Origin of the sequence: Nautilia sp. PV-1 (assembly GCF_004006315.1) — a bacterium.
Lineage (GTDB): Bacteria > Campylobacterota > Campylobacteria > Campylobacterales > Nautiliaceae > Nautilia > Nautilia profundicola_A.
In genome coordinates this window covers 1320446-1339433 of sequence record NZ_CP026530.1, presented here as the reverse complement: position 1 = coordinate 1339433, position 18988 = coordinate 1320446, and the positions used below count along the sequence as shown (strand labels likewise).

General features: G+C 33.0%; 19 protein-coding genes and 1 pseudogene. 19 read left to right on the top strand and 1 reads right to left on the bottom strand.

Translation table 11 applies throughout. The annotated features are described in order from the left end of the window. Positions 1-3: 3 nt before the first annotated feature. From C3L23_RS07195 to C3L23_RS07145, 11 genes are all read left to right on the top strand, one after another. Complete coding sequence (locus C3L23_RS07195) at positions 4-1437, top strand: hypothetical protein (RefSeq protein WP_127681274.1); 1434 nt, start codon at positions 4-6, stop codon at positions 1435-1437. After that, positions 1430-2017 (top strand): hypothetical protein, encoded by a 588-nt coding sequence (locus C3L23_RS07190; RefSeq protein WP_127681272.1) that lies wholly within the window; start codon positions 1430-1432, stop codon positions 2015-2017. Before C3L23_RS07195 ends, C3L23_RS07190 begins: the two co-directional genes overlap by 8 nt. Continuing rightward, complete coding sequence (locus tag C3L23_RS07185) at positions 2014-2382, top strand: hypothetical protein (RefSeq protein ID WP_127681270.1); 369 nt, start codon at positions 2014-2016, stop codon at positions 2380-2382. The genes C3L23_RS07190 and C3L23_RS07185 overlap by 4 nt, the downstream gene beginning before the upstream one ends. Then, complete coding sequence (locus C3L23_RS07180; protein WP_127681268.1) at positions 2379-3728, top strand: type II secretion system protein GspD; 1350 nt, start codon at positions 2379-2381, stop codon at positions 3726-3728. The genes C3L23_RS07185 and C3L23_RS07180 overlap by 4 nt, the downstream gene beginning before the upstream one ends. Continuing rightward, positions 3718-4401, top strand: a complete 684-nt coding sequence (locus tag C3L23_RS07175) for an AAA family ATPase (protein ID WP_127681266.1) — start codon at positions 3718-3720, stop codon at positions 4399-4401. The genes C3L23_RS07180 and C3L23_RS07175 overlap by 11 nt, the downstream gene beginning before the upstream one ends. Then, positions 4398-5054, top strand: a complete 657-nt coding sequence (locus C3L23_RS07170; RefSeq protein WP_127681264.1) for a tetratricopeptide repeat protein — start codon at positions 4398-4400, stop codon at positions 5052-5054. Before C3L23_RS07175 ends, C3L23_RS07170 begins: the two co-directional genes overlap by 4 nt. Then, a complete protein-coding gene (locus C3L23_RS07165; RefSeq protein ID WP_127681262.1) occupies positions 5038-5562 on the top strand; it encodes a hypothetical protein in 525 nt (174 codons plus the stop codon). The genes C3L23_RS07170 and C3L23_RS07165 overlap by 17 nt, the downstream gene beginning before the upstream one ends. After that, entirely contained in the window at positions 5559-7232 is a 1674-nt protein-coding gene (locus C3L23_RS07160) for a GspE/PulE family protein (protein WP_127681260.1), read from the top strand. The genes C3L23_RS07165 and C3L23_RS07160 overlap by 4 nt, the downstream gene beginning before the upstream one ends. Then, positions 7222-8439, top strand: a complete 1218-nt coding sequence (locus tag C3L23_RS07155) for a type II secretion system F family protein (RefSeq protein WP_127681258.1) — start codon at positions 7222-7224, stop codon at positions 8437-8439. The genes C3L23_RS07160 and C3L23_RS07155 overlap by 11 nt, the downstream gene beginning before the upstream one ends. Before the next feature lie 159 nt (positions 8440-8598). Further along, entirely contained in the window at positions 8599-9045 is a 447-nt protein-coding gene (locus C3L23_RS07150; RefSeq protein WP_127681256.1) for a type II secretion system protein, read from the top strand. Further along, a complete protein-coding gene (locus C3L23_RS07145) occupies positions 9045-9530 on the top strand; it encodes a type II secretion system protein (RefSeq protein ID WP_127681254.1) in 486 nt (161 codons plus the stop codon). Before C3L23_RS07150 ends, C3L23_RS07145 begins: the two co-directional genes overlap by 1 nt. A gap of 63 nt (positions 9531-9593) precedes the next feature. On the opposite strand, the gene C3L23_RS07140 is transcribed toward C3L23_RS07145, so the two are convergent. Next, complete coding sequence (locus C3L23_RS07140) at positions 9594-10553, bottom strand: PAS domain-containing sensor histidine kinase (RefSeq protein WP_127681252.1); 960 nt, start codon at positions 10551-10553, stop codon at positions 9594-9596. 96 nt (positions 10554-10649) lie between these two features. Here C3L23_RS07140 and C3L23_RS07135 point away from each other — a divergent pair, with 96 nt between their 5' ends. From C3L23_RS07135 to flgL, 8 genes and pseudogenes are all read left to right on the top strand, one after another. Next, positions 10650-12200 (top strand): fatty acid--CoA ligase, encoded by a 1551-nt coding sequence (locus C3L23_RS07135; protein WP_127681250.1) that lies wholly within the window; start codon positions 10650-10652, stop codon positions 12198-12200. 95 nt (positions 12201-12295) lie between these two features. Then, positions 12296-12553 (top strand): annotated as a pseudogene (locus C3L23_RS07130) (four helix bundle protein); the annotation flags it as partial. Positions 12554-12737: 184 nt separating this feature from the next. Beyond that, positions 12738-13073, top strand: a complete 336-nt coding sequence (rpsF, locus tag C3L23_RS07125) for a 30S ribosomal protein S6 (RefSeq protein WP_127681248.1) — start codon at positions 12738-12740, stop codon at positions 13071-13073. Further along, entirely contained in the window at positions 13066-13551 is a 486-nt protein-coding gene (ssb, locus tag C3L23_RS07120; RefSeq protein WP_127681246.1) for a single-stranded DNA-binding protein, read from the top strand. Before rpsF ends, ssb begins: the two co-directional genes overlap by 8 nt. A 10-nt stretch (positions 13552-13561) precedes the next feature. Then, positions 13562-13846, top strand: a complete 285-nt coding sequence (gene rpsR, locus C3L23_RS07115; protein WP_127681244.1) for a 30S ribosomal protein S18 — start codon at positions 13562-13564, stop codon at positions 13844-13846. 39 nt (positions 13847-13885) lie between these two features. Next, a complete protein-coding gene (locus tag C3L23_RS07110; protein ID WP_127681242.1) occupies positions 13886-14863 on the top strand; it encodes an alanine racemase in 978 nt (325 codons plus the stop codon). A gap of 8 nt (positions 14864-14871) precedes the next feature. Continuing rightward, positions 14872-16209 carry an exodeoxyribonuclease VII large subunit gene (xseA, locus tag C3L23_RS07105; protein WP_127681241.1) on the top strand — a complete coding sequence of 446 codons (1338 nt, stop codon included), beginning with the start codon at positions 14872-14874 and terminating at the stop codon, positions 16207-16209. A 166-nt stretch (positions 16210-16375) separates the two neighbouring features. Next, positions 16376-18985, top strand: coding sequence for a flagellar hook-associated protein FlgL (gene flgL / locus C3L23_RS07100; protein ID WP_210402413.1), 2610 nt, complete (start codon positions 16376-16378; stop codon positions 18983-18985). The last annotated feature ends 3 nt before the right edge of the window (positions 18986-18988 follow it).

The window sequence follows — 18988 nt, the reverse complement described above, 5'->3', positions numbered from 1 at the left end:
ACATTGAAAGTAATCTATTTATCTGAAAATTATATTTATATTAACGAAAATGACAGAATAATCAGAAAAGAACTTTCATATGAAAAAGGTATTATTACATCTTCAATCGGATATAAAAATGTTTTAAACATTACTTTTAAACTTCCAAAAAACATTGATAAAGATATGCTTGAAATTGAGGCTGAGAAGTATGTTTTTACCGAAGGGTCTTTAGATTACAACAAAGAATATAAAATAAGTTATGTTTTCAGAGAGTTTGAAGAGTTTTATAATGTTGAAGCTTTTGTGGTTGATACGGAAGTTTTAAAAAAAGAATTTGAAAAATATCTCAAGGTTTTTAAATATATCGATTTTATTTCTCTCAAACCCAGAATATTTAAATCATATTACGATATAACGGGAGCTGCTCCTAAAAATGACGCCTTTATCTATTTGGATGAGGAAGAGGCCTTTTTAAGCTGTTTTGAAAACGGAGAATTTGTGTTTGTTAAAAGTATTTCTAAACTTTCTTCTCTTGCAAAACAGCTTGATAAAAGCCTAAAAGAAGTTATAGAAATACTTAAAACCAAAGGCTTTAATGAAGAAAATTATGAAGACAAAGAAACATATAGCGCAATTGAGAACTTTTTTTCACAGTTTTTTATGAAAGTCAACAATTTAATCAATTATTCGGTCAGTTATTACTCCCTTTCTAAAATAGAAAGAATTTTTTTATATTCTCCTTTTGAAATAAAAGGTTTGATTGAAAATTATGAAAATTTTTGGAATCTCAGCGGTATAGAATTTAAAAAGTATTCCCTGGATAATACCGATTATGATTCTTTTGATTATACGGCTGCCGTATATAACAGCAGACATTATTTAAATGAGGAAGAAAACTTTTCTATTTTTCCTAAACCCGTGCCTTTTTATAAAACTAAAACAGGCACTTTGTCTTTGCTGGCTGTCGTTTGTTTCGGGTTTGTGGCTGCAGATGCTTTTATAAAATATCAGACTCTAAAACAGCAGGAAAATAAAATACTAGTTTTAAAAAGAAAAGTTCAAAGAATACAAAGGGAAGAGAAGCTTTTAAAAACAGCAATTGCCAAGTTTCAAAATGAAGCGGTCAAACTGCACGAACAGAATATTGATTTGCAAAAACAGATATCGGATATTTCCGGAAAAGTGCTTTATCTGGATAATATTCAAAAACAGGAGCCTGTTACAAACCAGTTGGCGGATTTGGTAAAAGAATTAAAAAAATACAGTCTTAAACTTATATCATTTGACAAAGAAGGGACTCATACACAGCTTATTCTTACTAGTACGTTTGATAATTCTTCGGATATAGCAAGGCTTATGAAAGATTTAAATTCAATGGGATATAAAAACGTAACTTCAAGCGAAATAAAAAACAATTTGGGAATTTACATTGCAAAAGTGAGTTACGATGAATAAATTTGAAACTTATTTAAATTCACTGGATAAAAAAAACATTATACTGTTATACCTTTCTATAATAATAATTGCCGTTATTGTTTATTACAATTTCAATTACGGAGTTTTATCAAAGCAGATAAACACAAACGGTGAAAAAATATCCTTTTTACAAAGCAAAGTTAAAAAAGTATCCAGTCTGCAGGAAAAACTCAACAATATAAAAGCTCAATTAAATAAATTAAAAAAACAAAACCTTTCTCTGAACGAAGACTTGAAATATTTAAATCTTTTAATTAAAACGTCTTCAATTCTGCATGTTGATGAAAAAAGCTTTTTAAACGTATTGAAAGATGTTTTGCAAAATGCCACTAATAACAATATTGAAGCTTCGTATACGATTAATAAAAGCATTAAAGACTATGTAGTTTATCAGATTGATATCAACGGAAAGTTTTCACCGGAAGAATATAGAAATTTTTATAAATTTATCCGGGATTTGGAGAAAATCAGAGCTGTTAAAGAAATTAAAAATTTAACTTTTGAAAAGAAAAAAGATGTTAATTTTAATATTCAGCTTTTAATATGGGGTATTTTATGAGAAAGATTTTTTTACTGATTTTTATCGGATCGTTTGTTTTTGCCGATGTTTTGACTATAATAACCAAAATAAAGCAAATGGAAAAATATAAACCGGTATTTAAAACGGTGCCGGCATATAATATTTTTACTAAAGATATTGAAATCAATAAAAGCAAAATTACCGCGGTGCCTAAGCAAAATAGTCTTGTATTAAACGCGATTTTTCAGAATAAAGCCAATATTAACGGTATCTGGGTTAAAAGAGGTGATAATATAGAAGGCTATGTTGTAGTTAAAATAACGGATAAAGAGGTTGTCTTGAAAAAGGATAACATATATAAAAAATTATCGTTAACCCCAAAAGTTTTAAAGGTTGCAAAATGAAAAGAATTATATTTTTAGTTTTAACAGTAACGGCTGTGTTTGCGGCAAACTGCAATAAAAAACTGTTTTCGCTGCATATAGCAAATCCTATAAAACTGAAAACGGTGCTTTCAGATTTGGTTGACGAATGTAATTTGAATATTGTTTTAAAAGATCAAAAAGCAAAAAAGCTTATCAACAAAAATATAGAGTTTATTAATGTAGAACACGTGCCGCTTAATGATCTGCTCAAAATTCTTTTTGAACATGCAAACCTTTTTTATAAAATTAAAAACAATACTATAACGGTTTCATATAATCAGACTAAAACATTCAGGGTTGATTTTATTCCTAATTCTATAAGCGGTATAACCAATATAGATTCCAACGACAATACAATAAAAACCGATTATAAGTTTGATTTCTGGGATAATCTGAAAAACAACATTATACAGATACTAAAAAACACCAATGCTGAATATAAAGATCCTATAATCGATAAAAACTCAGGTTTAGTAACGGTAACCGGAAATAAAAACCAGATTGAGGAAATTGCAAAATACATAAACGATTTAAATAAAAGGCTTCACAAAGAAGTGCTTATAGACGTTAAGATATACAGCGTAACACTTTCAAGCTCACACAAAACCGGTATCGACTGGTCGCAGCTTTCACTGTCTTTGGCCAATAAAAGCGTACCTATTACGGCATCAAACATTATAGGTGACAATGCGGTATTTAAAAGCGCTACTTTTAATATAGGCGGGCTTTTAGACTTTTTGGCTCAAAACGGGAATGTTAATTCGATTTCCAATCCTAAAATAGTTACTTTAAACAATCAAAAAGCCCTGATTAAAGTCGGAGATACCATTTATTACAAATATGCGTCTGAAATTACTACAGATAATAACGGCAATCCTACTACTCAGTATACGATAGATTCCAAGTTTGTAGGAGTTTTGCTTGATATTACGCCTCAGATAAGCGACAATAATCAGATAATATTAAGTATAAACCCGAGAATCAGTTCATTTAAAGACCCTACACAGCTTACAAACAGCAGCAGGGAAATGCCTCCTGATACACAGGATAACACTATGATAAGCGTAGTGAAACTGCAAAACAACGATACACTTGTTTTAGGAGGGCTTATTACTGATGATAAACAGCTCAAAGTTAACGGTGTACCTGTATTAAAAGAAATTCCGATACTTAAATATCTTTTTTCTTCAAGGGAAGAAATTACGAATAAAAAAGAGCTGGTATTTATAATCACTCCGCATATTATTAATTTAAACGATAAAAAGACGTTAAAAGATTACGGATATAAAAAGCTTCCTAATTTAGAGGAATTAAATGTTAAGTGAGCTTATTGAAGAGTTCAGGGACAAGATAGATATAAATGATTTTTTCAGTTATATCAATTTTGAACTTGTAAAAGAAGAACTTCTTTCTACTAAGTCCAATATCGTATTTCTGCTCGGAAAACCCGGAAGCGGCAAAAGTTATATGCTTTCACTTTTAAAACACAAATATCCTGAAAAATATATTTTGCAAAAAGAGCCGTTTTTGACTAAAGAAGAGTTTTTAAATCTTCATAATGATTTAAAAGACAAAGTTATATTAATTGATGAGGCGCAGCTTTTGTCTATAGAAATGATCGAGTTTTTAAGACTGTTAAGCGACAGCGGAAACCAGGTGGTTTTAAGTATGCATAAAAAAGAGGGTGAAAAGATAGCTTCGCTGCCTCAGTTTGCTTCAAGATATACCCAGAAAATTTTTATGAAGCCTCTAAGTTTTGATGAATTCGAAAAATACGTAATGTCGAAATTTATTAAAAACAACAGATATGATCTGATTGATAAAAAAAGATTAAAAAAAATATATAAACTTACAAAAGGTAATTTCAGACTTTCCAAAAAATTTATTTTTACGGCGCTTACTCTGCTTGATTATTCACTAAGGAATTCTCTTAAATATAATAAAATCGACGACTGTATACTGGAAATGAGCGCGATAGAGTTAGGACTGGTAAAATGACTTTTTTAGAACTGGAAAAAAAATGCAAACAGAGAAGATTTTTTAGAAGAATTAAATATTTTATATTTGTTTTGTTATTATGCGGAGCCGGTATATCGGGGTATTACTTTTTTTATAAAACATCTGACACACAAAAGAACAAAAAAACAGAGTTTAAAACCATAATAAAAAAACCTGAAAAAAACGTCAAAAAAAACATTAAAAAAGAAATAAATAAAACAATCGAAAATAAAAAAACAGAAAAAAACAGGCTTAAGCTTATAATTGACCTTAATATATCAGAGTCTAAACCCGAAAAATCAAAACAGCCTAAAGTCGTAAAGAAAGACAAAGAAAAAAAACCGGTAATGAAAACAGCAGATCAGAATAATACTGCTTTACTCCAGACCCAGACGCTTCCGTCATATGAAACATGTATTGCGCTGTCTGAAAAATATTATAATGAAGGTGATTATACGGATGCGTTAAAATGGGCAAAAAATGCAAACATACAAAATAATAAAAAACCGGAATCATGGATTATGAGCGCAAAAGCTCTTTATAAACTCGGAAAAAAGGAAGAAGCGGTAAAAATATTAAAAATATATTATAATTATCACAAGGATGAAAAAGTAAAAAAACTGTTGGGGGAATTTAATGAAGGGGATAAATAAAACTTTTTTAATGCTATTTTTAGGACTGAGTGTATTAAAAGCGGATATAGTCCAGGATTATTTAAACAAAAAATATGCGCAGATATGTTCGTTTAAAAATATAAAAAAATATACAAACAATGAAAAGGCGTTAAGTATTATAGGCGTGTCATGTATAAAAGTTGACAGTCTGTATCTGCTTCCGTATATTATCAATTCACTTAAGCATACAAATTACGGAAGAAAAAACGCTATATATTTCTTAACGATTTTAATGGAAAAAAAACTTTTGTATTCATATCTGTTTGACAATATTTCTCTTGATTCGTTTTCGTTTCCGATGACGGATTATATACTTTCTTATATTTTTGAAGCAATTAAATACGGCAATTATAAGAAAGTGGGAGATCTTATTATTATAGAAAATAAAGACAAAAACCTAACATACAACGTATACAAAAGAGGAGATAGAATGTATATAGATGAATTTAAAAACGGAAAATTAATAAAAAGGCGATGGTATAGATGATTAAACAAAAAGTAAGATTAGGGGATTTGTTATTACATGAAAATATAATCACCGAAGAAGAGCTGAATAAAGCTCTTGCCAAACAGCAGGAATATAAAGCCCAGGGTGTTTATAAAAAGCTTGGTGAAATATTAATCGAACTCGGTTTTGCTACTGAAAAACAGATACTTGAAGCTCTTTCAAAACAGCTTAATTTCCCTTTTGTAGATTTATACGGGGAGAAAATAGATTATGATCTGTTATCGTCTTTTCCTATCAGTTTAATTGAAAAACATTTTGTAATACCTTTTAAAAAAGATGACGAATATATTTATGTAGCAACGGCAGATCCTTTGGATTATGACGCTCTGGAACTTATAGAAAAATTTTCTCCTAAACCTCTTAAAGTGTTTATTGCCTTAAGCAAAGACATCCAGATAATTATTGAGCGTTTAAAAATCAATATTTCCACTCAGGAGCTTATTAACAAGGTTAAAAAAGAGCTTAAAAGCGGAGGAACGGAAAATATAAGCGCAATAGACGAACTGTTGGATCTGATTTTGGAAAAAGCTATAAAAGACAGGGCAACGGATGTGCATATCGAGCCTCTAAGATATAACTTTTCAGTTAGAGCCAGAACCGACGGTGTTTTAAAAGAACTGTTTTCTTTTGAAAAAGAAATATATTTTCCTCTTGTATCAAAAATAAAACTTCTTTCAAATATGGACATCAGTGAAAAAAGAAAGCCGCAGGACGGAAGATTTACTAAAAACTACAATTCCAATATATATGATTTTAGGGTGTCTACCACTCCTACGCTTCACGGTGAAAGTGTTGTTTTAAGAATTCTTGACCAGGAAAAAATACTTTTACGTATGACAGAACTCGGAATGAGCGAATATAATCTGAAACGTTTTGAAATGCTTATACACTCTCCTTACGGGATTGTATTCGTAACAGGGCCTACAGGAAGCGGTAAAACCACAACGCTTTATGCGGCTTTAAATGAAATAAAAGGAGTGGATAAAAAGATTATCACCGTTGAAGACCCGGTAGAATATGAAATACCTTTGATACAGCAGATTCCTGTAAATTCTAAAATAGGACTAACATTCGCCACGGTTCTGAGAAGTATTTTAAGACAGGATCCGGATATTATTATGATAGGTGAAGTCAGAGACAGAGAAACTTTAGAAGCGGCTATTCAGGCTTCTTTAACGGGGCATTTGGTGCTTGCAACGCTTCATACAAACGATGCTTCAAGCGCTGTAACCAGAATGATACAGATGGGCGCACAAAATTATATGGTGGCGGATTCTCTTATAGGGGTGGTTGCTCAGAGACTGGTAAGAAAAATATGTCCTTACTGTAAAACAAAATATGTACCGGCTAAAGAAGAACTTGAAATGATTAAACCTTTTTTAAAAGAAGAAATAGAGTTTTATAAAGGCTCCGGATGCAAAGAGTGCGGATTTACTGGATATATCGGGAGAGAAATGATAAGCGAAGTTTTGGTTGTAAATGATGAAATATCCCATTTAATTGCGACGAATAAAGATAAAACAGAAATTTTAAAAGCGGCAAAAGAATACGGATTCGTATCTATGGTTGAAGACGGTATTAATAAAATAAAAGCCGGGGTAACGACTTTAGAAGAAATTCTAAGGGTGGTTAAAGTAGATGTACTTTAAAGTTGAGTATATACAAAAAGGGAAAATTAAAGAAATAATAATATCCGCTCCTTCCCCTAAGGACGCTATTAAAAAATTTAGAGAAAAAAAATTAGGTATTATTAAAAATATTGAAGAAATAAAAAAACCTTCCATCTGGGAAGAAATAGAAAAAAAACTTGATCTAAGCAAAATTGATCTTGAAGAATATATTGCCGTTTTGGAGCAGATGTATGTAATGCTTGATGCCGGTTTGGCAATTGATATGGTTGTCGGAAACATAAAAGAAAGTATAAAAAATAAAAAATTAAAAAAAATTTTTTATTCTCTGGAAAACGATATAAAAGCCGGGCTTTCTTTAACCGCCGCTTTTGAGAAATTTGAAAAAGAACTTGGTACGCTTACTATATCAATGATAAAACTAGGAGAAGAAACCGGTGATTTGGCTAGAGCGGTTAAAGATCTTTCCGTAATTTTACATGAAATTCTTGATAACAGAAAAAGACTTAAAAAAGCAACCAGGTATCCTATGTTTATAGTTTTTGCCATGAGTAATGCGTTTGTAATTGTGATTTTATTCGTAATTCCTCCGTTTAAATCAATTTTTGCCCAGTTAGGAGCACAGCTTCCTTTGCCAACAAGATTCTTATTATGGATTGAAGCGTCGCTGCAGCATTACGGGATGTATATATTAGCGGGAGCAGTTGTTATTTTCGGCGTTATTACGTTTTTATACAACACCAATCCTAAAATAAGACTTCTTATGGATAAGATGCTTCTAAAAATATATATAGTAGGGCCGGTAATTAAGCTTGCAATGACTGGAAGATTTGTTTACGTTTTGCAAAGACTTATTGATTCTGGTATTCCGATTTTGGATGCGGTTGATATTGCTCTTAATATTATCGACAATACCTATATGAAAAAACAGTTTGAAAATATCAGGAATTCTATTGTTACCGGGGGAACTATAACACAGGGTTTTAAAGAAAGCGGTATGTTTGAAAATATGACAGTACAGATGATTGCCGCAGGTGAAGAGAGCGGATCTCTGGTATTGATGCTTCAAAAAGTAAGTAATTATTATCTTGAAAAATACAGGTATATTGTCGATAATATAGCAGTTCTTATAGAACCGATTCTTATTGCGGCAATTGCCGGATTTGTATTAACACTGGCTCTTGGAATATTCCTTCCGATGTGGAATCTTACAGAAGTCGTAAAATAGGAGAAAATGTGGGAGTTGAAACAGGAAGTATAGTTACGGCCGTTATAAGTATGTTTATACTTGGATTTGTACTTTGGATTGTTCACAAAATATCTAATGTATAAGCTTCAAATGCCGATTTTGTGTTATAATAATACAAAAATATGACAAGGAGTAGAAATGAGAAAAGCTTTTACGCTTATAGAACTGATTTTTGTTATCGTTATTATCGGACTTTTAGCTGCAGTTGCCGTACCAAAGTTTGTAAATCTTAAGCAAAACGCAGAAGCAAGCACTGTTGTAAAAACTACGGTTGACGGTGCTCAACAGGCTGTTGAAGCTGCAATTAACCAAAGAGATTTGGAAAATAACACCTCTTATACTTTAGAAGATTTAATTTCTTTAAAAGGTAAAGGTTGGAAATATGATAGTACCGTAAATGACGGAAAATACTATTATGACGAACCGATTAATAATAATGAGGTTGCATCAATTATATTGGATAAAGCAAACGATAAAGTAGAATATAAAATTAACTGTGATGAATTTAACGATACAACAACACAGGAGAAATGTAAAACATTACTCGGTGATAAAACGTCTGTGGATGTAAATCTTACTTACTGATGAAAAAAGCGTTTACGTTAATAGAACTTATTTTCGTAATTGTTATAATAGGCCTTTTGGCCTCTTTCGCCATTCCGAAATTTAAAAATCTAACAACTCACGCAAAATCTTCGAGTATAAAATCTGTTGTCACAACAGTTCAGTCTTCAATTGACAATATTCACGGTAAATGGATAATAAACGACAATTATGTCTGGGATCCTGACGGAGACGGTACAAGCGACTTAAATACAGAAGGTTATCCTACTTCACTTGACAGCGGGAAAGGTGAAACGTCATTGTTTAAATATGTGTTGAAAATTCCGGTACCAAGCTGCGGAAACAGAACGCAAAGCTGCTGGAAAGAGTATAATGACAATGAATACGAATATATTTACAATCCTTCAAAAATCCTGAAAATCGATTACAATGCAACATCCGGAACACTGGAATGTATTGACGGGGTAAATGTAACAAAAGAAGAATGTGAACAGACCATATACTGAGAGATAAGCTGCACCCAACCATTAACCGTTTACTATTAACCATCAACCATCAATTATTTTCTATCAATCATCACATGCTTTCGGAAGATAAATTTTAAATCCTTTTTTCTGTTTAGAAACTTCTATTTTTCCGTTATGAGCATTGATTATTTCCAGGCTTAGCGCAAGTCCTAGGCCGTTTCCTTTTGTTTTGGTTGATTTAAACGGTTCAAAAAGTATATCTTCGTTTTCAAATTCTTTTCCGTTGTCATATATATTTATAACATGGTAATTGTCTGTGCTTTCATATAAAATTTCTATAAGGCCTTCTTCGGTTTCATCTTCCTCTATGGCGTCTATCGCATTAAACAACATGTTTTGTAAAACTAAAAGCAGCAGGTCGAAATCGGCTTTTATTTCCATGTCCGGCATAAAAAACAAAAAATTTATTTCTTTGGAGTATGAATAATATTTTATTGAAATTTCAAGTTCGTTTTTAAGTTCACTTAAAAGAAAAGACCTTATTTTCGGTTTTAATCCTTTTGAAAAAAGAAGAGTTGATTTAATAATTCTTTCTATTCTGAAAACGGAGCTTTTCATTTCATCCAGCAGTTCACTGTTTGGGCACTGTTTTTTAAGAAGGGAGATAAGAATAGAAATTGAGCCGATAGGATTTCTTATTTCGTGTGCAAGATGTGCGGCCATCTGTCCCATTGCTATTAATCTTTCATTGCGTTTTTGTTCGGTGATATCGGTGGCGCTTATGATTGTTTTGTCTTTTATTATTGACGATTGAATAAGATATACTCTGTTGTCAATTTCTATTTCTCCGATATTGGGGATTGTTTTAAACTTTTTGCTTTTGGAGTTCTGGGCTATTATTTCACCGCTGCCGTCTTTTACCCAAAGTGCTTGAGGAAGGAATTCTATTACACCGTTTAATATGTTTTTGAGTTCTATAAACTCTTTTTCAATTTCGTATGTTTTTTCGATAAGCGTTTCAAGATTGCTTAAAAGTTCTTTTTGGTCTTTAGGTAAATCCATCGTTTCCCTTTTTTGGGATTTTAATATTAAATTTGCTAAAATTGTAGCATAATAAATCGGCGGGAAATAAAAGATAGTATATATTAAAGGAATGGTATGTTTAATTACGAATTTAATAATTTTTACGAAGTGTTGGAAAAAAATGCAAAAAAATTTCCAAAGAAAACGGCGTATTTTATTGATGACAGAAAAATCAGCTGGGGCAGGGTAAAAAAGAAAGTTGATACTTTCGCAAGAACACTGGAATTTTTAGACGTTAAAAAATATGACAAGGTTCCTGTTCTTGTAGGAAATTCTATTGAATATATTGTTGCTCTTTTGGGAATACAAAAAATAGGCGCGGTACCTGTACCGATAAATACTTTCTTAAAAGAAGATGAAATAGCATATATTGTAAACGATGTTGAAGCTCAACTGATGGTTGCAAGTGCCAAATTTGAAAATAATTTAAAGAACATAAGAAATAAAACAAATATTAAAAAAATAATATGGGAAGGGGATGTTAAAAACGTAGACAGCGAAAATATTTCTTTTAGTGAAATTCTTTCAAATTTTGAATCTCACGAAGTAGCAGAGCTTCCTAAAATAGACGATTTGGCTTTTATTATTTATACATCGGGAACAACCGGAAAGCCTAAAGGGGCAATGCTTAGCTATAAAAATATTTTTTCAAACATATACGGAGTCAACGAGCTTATAAAGCTGAATCATAAAGACAGATTCATTGCATATCTTCCTATGTTTCACTCTTTTACTCTGACTGTTAATATTATGCTGCCTATGTTTTACGGAGCTCCGGTAGTGATTATAAAGTCGATAATGCCTTTTAGCAATATCATCAAACAGACACTCCTTAAAAAAGTTACTATTTTTACTGGTGTGCCTGATGTTTATTCAGCTCTCAGCCGTGCGAAACTTCCTTTTTATTTTCACTGGTTTAATAAAGTAAGATTTTATATTTCCGGTGCTGCGGCGCTGCCTGGGGAGGTACTTGAAAGATTTTCAAAAAAATTTAAAAAAGGAAAACTTCTTGAAGGGTACGGGCTAAGTGAAACATCTCCGGTTGTCGCAGTAAACAGACCTGAACTTCAAAAACCTTATTCGGTAGGTCCTGCAATACCCGGTGTAAAAGTTAAAATAGTAAATGACGATTTGATGGAAGTGCCTGTAGGAGAAGCCGGAGAGATTATTGTCAAAGGTGACAATGTAATGCAGGGATATTATAAAAGGGAAGACGCTACTGAAGAGACTATTATAAACGGATGGCTGCTAACGGGTGATATAGGAAAACTTGACGAAGACGGATACTTATATATTCTTGACAGAAAAAAAGACCTTATTATCAGCAAAGGGGTAAATATTTATCCAAGGGAAATAGAAGAAATCTGTCTTAAATTTAACGGAGTAAAAGAGTGTGCGGTTGTTGGAATGAAAGATGAACAAAGCGGCGAAATTCCGGTGGCGTTTATTGAACTTGAAGAAGACGCTGAAATAAAAGAAAGCGAACTTAAGAAATTTTTAAAATCACAGCTTGCAAATTATAAAGTGCCTAAACACATCTATTTTGTGGAAGAACTTCCTAAAAACGCAACGGGTAAAGTTTTAAAAAGGGTGTTAAGGGATAAAATAGATGAATATATAAAATAAGTTGGTAGTGAGTAGTGGGTAGTGGGTAGTAATAAAATAAACAGAAAAGTGATTTTATGAAATATGAAACATTGGAAGTTTGAAAAAGAAGCTGTAGATTGGCTGCGGGTATATATAAATATTTTTCGCAATGCCGGGATTTTGGCTTTAAAGACCAAATCACAAGAATCGCCCTTTCAATTCCGAGTAATATTGCAGAAGGTTTTGAGAGAGGTAGTAAAAAAGATAAAAAAAGGTTTTTGGTATATTCCATAAGCTCATGTGCAGAGCTTATAACACAGATATATATTGGAATTGATGTTAAATATATAGATAAAAAAAACGGTTTTGAATGGGTAAAAGAGTTAAATTAGCTTATAAATATAAAAATGTTAAAAATATTAAATAAAAACATTTAACTACTTACTACTTACTACATACTACCCACTTTTACTAAAATTTTACTTTTAGTGAAAAATATAGTATAATTACGCCTCAAAATTTAAAAACGCCTCCTTGCTCCAAAAAGCAGGGGCTAAAAAGCCATAAGGAGAATTAATGAGTTTAAGACATTACGAAACGATGTTCATTCTTAAGCCTACACTTACAGACGAAGAAAAGGCTAAAAACATCGAAAACATTCAAAACGCCATCAAAGAAAACGGTGGAGAAGTAGCAGCATTAGATAAAATCGGTGTAAGAGAACTAGCATATCCGATTAATAAATTCGAAAGAGGTGATTACAGTATAGTTTATTATAAGGCACCTGCAAGCGCAGTTCTTGAGCTTGAAAGACAGATGAGATATAACGAAGATTTATTAAGATTCATGACTGTTAAATATGAAAACAAAAAAGAAATTAAACGCTGGGAAGAGATGGTAAAAAATGTATAATAAAGTTATTCTCGTAGGAAATTTAACACGCGATGTTGAACTTAAATATACTCCTACGGGAACCGCTATTGCCAAATTCGGCTTAGCTACTAACAGAACATACAAAGACAATGTTACAGGTGAAAACAAACAGGAAGTAATGTTTATTGACATTACGGTATTTGGAAGAAGCGCGGAAATTGCCAATCAGTATCTCAGAAAAGGCAGACGCGTTCTTATTGAGGGCAGACTGGTTTTAGACCAGTGGGTTGACCAGACTGGGCAAAAACGCAGCAAACATTCTATAGTTGCCGAAAAAGTGCAGTTTATGGAGAACAAATCAAGCGGTGACGAAACCGGCGGTTATCAGACTAATAACTATAATCAGCAAAATGCTTATCAGCAGCCGGCTCCGCAGCAGCCTCAGATGCAGCAGAAACAAAATCAAAACAATAATATTCCGTCAATCGATATAGATGACGAAGAAATACCATTTTAAAGGATAAATAATGGCAGCAGATCCAAAGAAAAAATACGGAAAAAAAAGATGTAAATACTGTGAAATGAAAGTTGATTTCATCGGATACAAAGATCTTGATTTAATTAAATATTCTTTATCAGAAAGATATAAAATTATGCCAAGAAGACTTACTGGTACTTGTAAAAAACACCAGGATATGGTTACAAAAGCTATTAAAAGAGCTAGACAGGTTGCATTAATACCTTACGTAGTTGACAGACACAAAGTTGTAGAAAATCCTTTCGAAGCAATCAAACCTCTAAAAAGCAAATAATTCCCTTTTGGGGATTGTCCCCAATATTAAAGGCTTCAGTTGGCTAAAATTTTACTACATAAACAAAACCTTTTTTACAATTTAAACAAAATCTCTCAAATAAATCCCAATATTCTTGCCGTTATTAAAGACAACGCATACGGGCACGGTATTATAAGTTTTTCAAAAATGCTCAGCGAATGGGGTATTAAAAAAGTTTGTGTAAAAAACACGGATGAGGCTGAAATGGTAAAACCTTTTTTTGAGGAAATAATCGTATTTTTCCCCAAAACGGGAAGAAATGCAAAAAATATTTCATATTGTATAAATTCATTAAAACAGCTCAAAAAAAACAGACATCCGTATATTCATCTGAAAATAGATACGGGAATGCACCGTAACGGAATTCTCATGAGCGAATTAAAAACCGCGCTTGAAATAATTAAAGAAAAAAATTTTGAACTAAGAGGTGTCTTTACGCATTTTTGCTGTGCAGACGAGACAGGAAACGATGTTTTTATACAGTATGAAAGATTTAAAGAGATAAAATCTCAAACAGAGGCTTTTTGCAGGCAAAACTCTTTTAGTGTACCGTATTTTCATATATCAAATTCATATGCATTAGATAAACTTCCCGATACTTTTGATTATGTAAGACCGGGTATTGCGCTTTACGGAGGAATAGAAGGGTATAAACCGGTTATGGAAGCTGTTGCCGGTGTGATATCGAACAGAATTTTAAAAAACAGACAGGGATGCGGCTATAATAAAAAATTTATGTCTCAAAAAGATATAAGCGTTACGACTGTAGATATGGGTTACGGAGACGGGCTGCCGTATTTTAAAAACGGATGCAGATTAAAAAATACAAACGCGCTTGGTAAAATATCAATGGATTCTATGATTGTGGAAGGTGATTTTGAAAAAGAAGTGGTTGTTTTTGACGACGTAAAGGAATTCGTAAAAAATTTTGATACCATCACGTATGACATACTTGTAAAAATATCTCCGAGAATCCCGAGAAAAATAGTAGATTAAGGTAAAAATTGAGAGCAATCAGCGTAACAGAACTTAATAATCAGATTAAAAGCATTGTTGAGTCGCATTTCGAAATAGTATTGGTGGAAGGAGAGGTCAGTAAGGTTGTGTATCACTCTTCGGGACATCTTTATTTTACCCTTAAAGATGAAAATTCATCAATAAACTGTGCAATGTGGAGAAGTAATCTTGCGCGTATGAAATTTAAACTTACAGAAGGCGAAAAAGTATATGTTTACGGAGCTTTAAGTGTTTATGTGCCAAGAGGCGAGTATAAAATCATAGCACAGAGTATTGAACCGAGCGGAATAGGCGCACTGCAAAAAGCTTTTGAACAGTTAAAAGAAGAGCTGAGCCGCCTCGGATATTTTGACGAAGACAAAAAAAAGCCGATTCCGAGATTTCCTAAAAGAATTGCCATTGTTACATCCGCTACGGGAGCGGCGCTGCAGGATATGTTAAGAATCGCCCAGAAAAGATGGCTGCTGAGCGAATTTTATCTTTTTAACGCTTTGGTTCAGGGAGACGGTGCGGCGGAAGATATAGCTTATAAAATAAAACTTGCGGATGAGTATCTTTTTGAAGACGGTGAAGGTTTTGATTTGATAATAGTCGGAAGGGGTGGGGGCAGTAAAGAAGATTTGTGGGCATTTAACGAAAGAGCGGTAGCCGATGCGATTTTTGAGGCTAAAACGCCTGTAATTTCGGCCGTAGGGCATGAAATAGATTATTTGATAAGTGATTTTGTAGCGGACAAAAGAGCCGCAACGCCTTCAAACGCCATGGAAATCGCCCTTCCGGATAAGAATGAAATTTTGCTGATGCTTGATGAGATGAAAAATACGTTTATTTATAAAATCTCGCATCTGCTGCAAAAAAAAGAAAAAGAGCTTTTGCATTTAAAAGAGCTTTTAAGCGTTAATTCGCCTTTAAGGAAACTTGAAATTAAATTGGAAGAATGTGAATTTCTGTTAAAAAAATTTAACCATTTTTATCTTTCCGTCATTCAAAGAAAAGAAAAAGAACTGAATGAACTGAAAAACGGTTTTAATATTCATTCGCCTATTATGAAAATAAACACTCTACAAAATGAAATAACGCTTTTAAAAGAGACTTTTCAGAAAAAGACCGCCCAGATTGTCTATTCCAAAGAAAAAGAGCTTGAAAATCTTAAAAGCGCATATGATACGTTAAATCCTAAAAAGAGAGAAAAAAAAGGTTTTGCCGAAGTTACGGTAAACGGTAAAAGGGCTGATTTAAAAAACATTAATGCCGGAGATATTTTTGAAGTAAGCAATTCGGAAATTTTGATAAAATCAAAAGCGCTTGAGAGAATTGAGAATTAAAAAAACGGGCTCCCTGAAAAGTCGTAAGACTTTTTGGGGTGAAGAGAGAGAATTGAGAATTGAGAATTGAGTTAGTGTCAGACGCCTTTAGTATGTAAATTTTAAACTTTTTTTGCCGATTTAGGAATAGAAATTGCTTTATTTCAAAAAAGTCCAAGGAAGGATTATGAGAGTTACACAATTTATACAATATAATAATTTTGTTTTATACCAGCAAAGAACGTTGAGCGCTCTTAATAATGTTCAAACACAGATATCTACCGGGGAAAAAATTCAGAATATGTATGAAGATCCCGTAGTGTATACAAAATATCTGAAATTAAATGAAGAACTTAATTCATTTACCCAGATAAAATCTTCGGCTAATTTTGCTGAAACGTTTGCAAATGAGACTGACACCACCCTTAATGATTTTGTTACGACATTGGGAAGTTTTAAAACAAATCTTTTAAAAGCCGCAAACGATACAAATGATGATACGAGCAGGGAAGCTATTGTCAGTGAGTTAAAGGGTGAACTGGAACATTTAAAAGATTTGGCCAATACATCTATAGACGGAAAATATCTTTTCAGCGGCAGTAAATTTAATACCAAGCCGATTGATGATAATTATCAGTATCAGGGAAACGATGCGAAAGTAAAAGCTTATTTGGGTGCCGGAATTGAGAGAGAATATAATATTGACGGTGCATCTTTATTTTTAGGAAGGGATAACGATTATTCAAAACATATTTCAACCAATATGCCCCAGTATGATAAAATGAAGGCAAATCCTCAGTTTGTTGTAAGAGGAAGCGACGGTAAACTTTATATTGATAAAGATATAAAAGCACACGGAAAAGAGCCCGATTCTCAGGATAACCCTATCAACACACCCGTGACCGGTAATTCTCAGATAAGAATGCTTACAGGAGTTTCGGATATTTACGATCCTGCTACCGATACATATAAAGACGGGACCAGTTATTTTTATATAAAAGGGAAAAAACCGGACGGAACTACAATAGATATTAAATTTTCAATGTCCAATTCGGATACGGTAAACGATTTATTAAATAAAATAGGAGAGCTTTACGGAAATACGGCTACTACTAAAGTAGTCGACGTAAGTCTGAACGATCAGGGCGAAATTCAGGTTAAAGACGTACAGAGCGGTAAAATGCTTACTGATTTTTATATGGTTGCAAGCGATAAAGATGAACCGAGTATAGACGATTTGGCCAAAAACGGTGATTATACCGTGGCTTTCCAAAAAAGCGGATTTAATACTATCAGAAACCTGTCTTCAATCAGCGCGAATAACGGTTATTTTGACAACAGGATTTTTAAATTCGGAAGCGATTTTAAAACAACAGATACAAAAAGAGACGCACTTCCGAGCGATACGCTTTATAAGGTGTTGGGAGAAAAAGGCGTTAGGGATTCTGACGGTACTATTCAGACGCTGGACCACTTGACGTTAAGCGGTACGGATACAGACGGAAACAGTGTAAATGTTACTTTAAATGTTGATTCAACTACGACAATGCAGGATTTAATGGATCAGATAAAAAATAATTTCGGCGATGTAAGTGTAAGTCTGGAAGATGGGAAATTAACGGTTACCGACAATTCTATAAATCAGACAGACAGTTCAAAATTAAGTTTAAATATTAATGCGTTTGATTTTAATAATAACTCTTTAGAAGTGTTTTCAAGCAGCGACGTTTCTAATTTTGACAAAATTTACATGGATAAAAACGGAAATGAAATAACTTCCAATGTATCCCAGATAGTTAAAGATTATAAAACGATTTTTAAAAACGGTGAAAAAATAATAGAAAAAAATCCGGACGCTCAGACATATGCTACTAAAGATACGGTAATAGCTGATACTATGGGTACAGACAGTATGCCGCAGGAGATTAAAGTAAAATTCAAAGATAAAAACGGAGACCTTAAAACAGCGGTTATAACTTTAAGGAATACTCCCGATGCGGACGGGCATTTAAGCAACTTTTGGATAGATCTGAATAATGACGGTGTAAGGGATTCTAACGAGGTTTTCGATATATATGAACCAGACGGAAGTTTGACTCCGGCCCACGATAAAATTACAACCACAACGGAAATGGATACAAATACATGTAAAGTGTGTACAAAAGAGAAACTTGACAAGGGAATGACTTATCAGCAGCTTGCTGACGTAATATCTATGATTACTTCAGACAATCTGCCGGCTTCCAATTCAGCCGAGGATTATAATAAAGCTTTAAATACCGCAAAACAGGAAGTGTCTGTAGGTATGGATAAAAATGGCAAATTTTATTTAAAAGACAATTCAAACAATCCGAGCAGTATCGATTTAAGTATGTATACGGATAATAATTCTCTTTATTTTCAGGCGAATAATGCTGTTACCGTAGATGAACCTCAGGTTGACTTTTTCGGAACGCTTCAAAAAGCCATAGACGCTGTGGAAAACGGGAATTTTTATCCGGACGGGGATAAGGATCCGAGGAGTTTCGGTATTGAAGGAGCCATTGAGGCGATAGACCATGTAACAGACCACGTCAGAAGAAGCCACGCCAAAATAGGTGCTGTAAGCAATGAATTTAAATTAACAATAGAAAGAACGGATATGCTGAAATTAAATGTTCAGCAGCTTCAGTCAGACAATATAGATACCGATATAGGCGAAGCAACAATGAAACTCAACTCGCTTCAGACTTCCTATCAGGCCCTGCTTGCTTCGGTAGCTAAAATTAATAATTTAACGCTACTCAATTATTTGTGATAA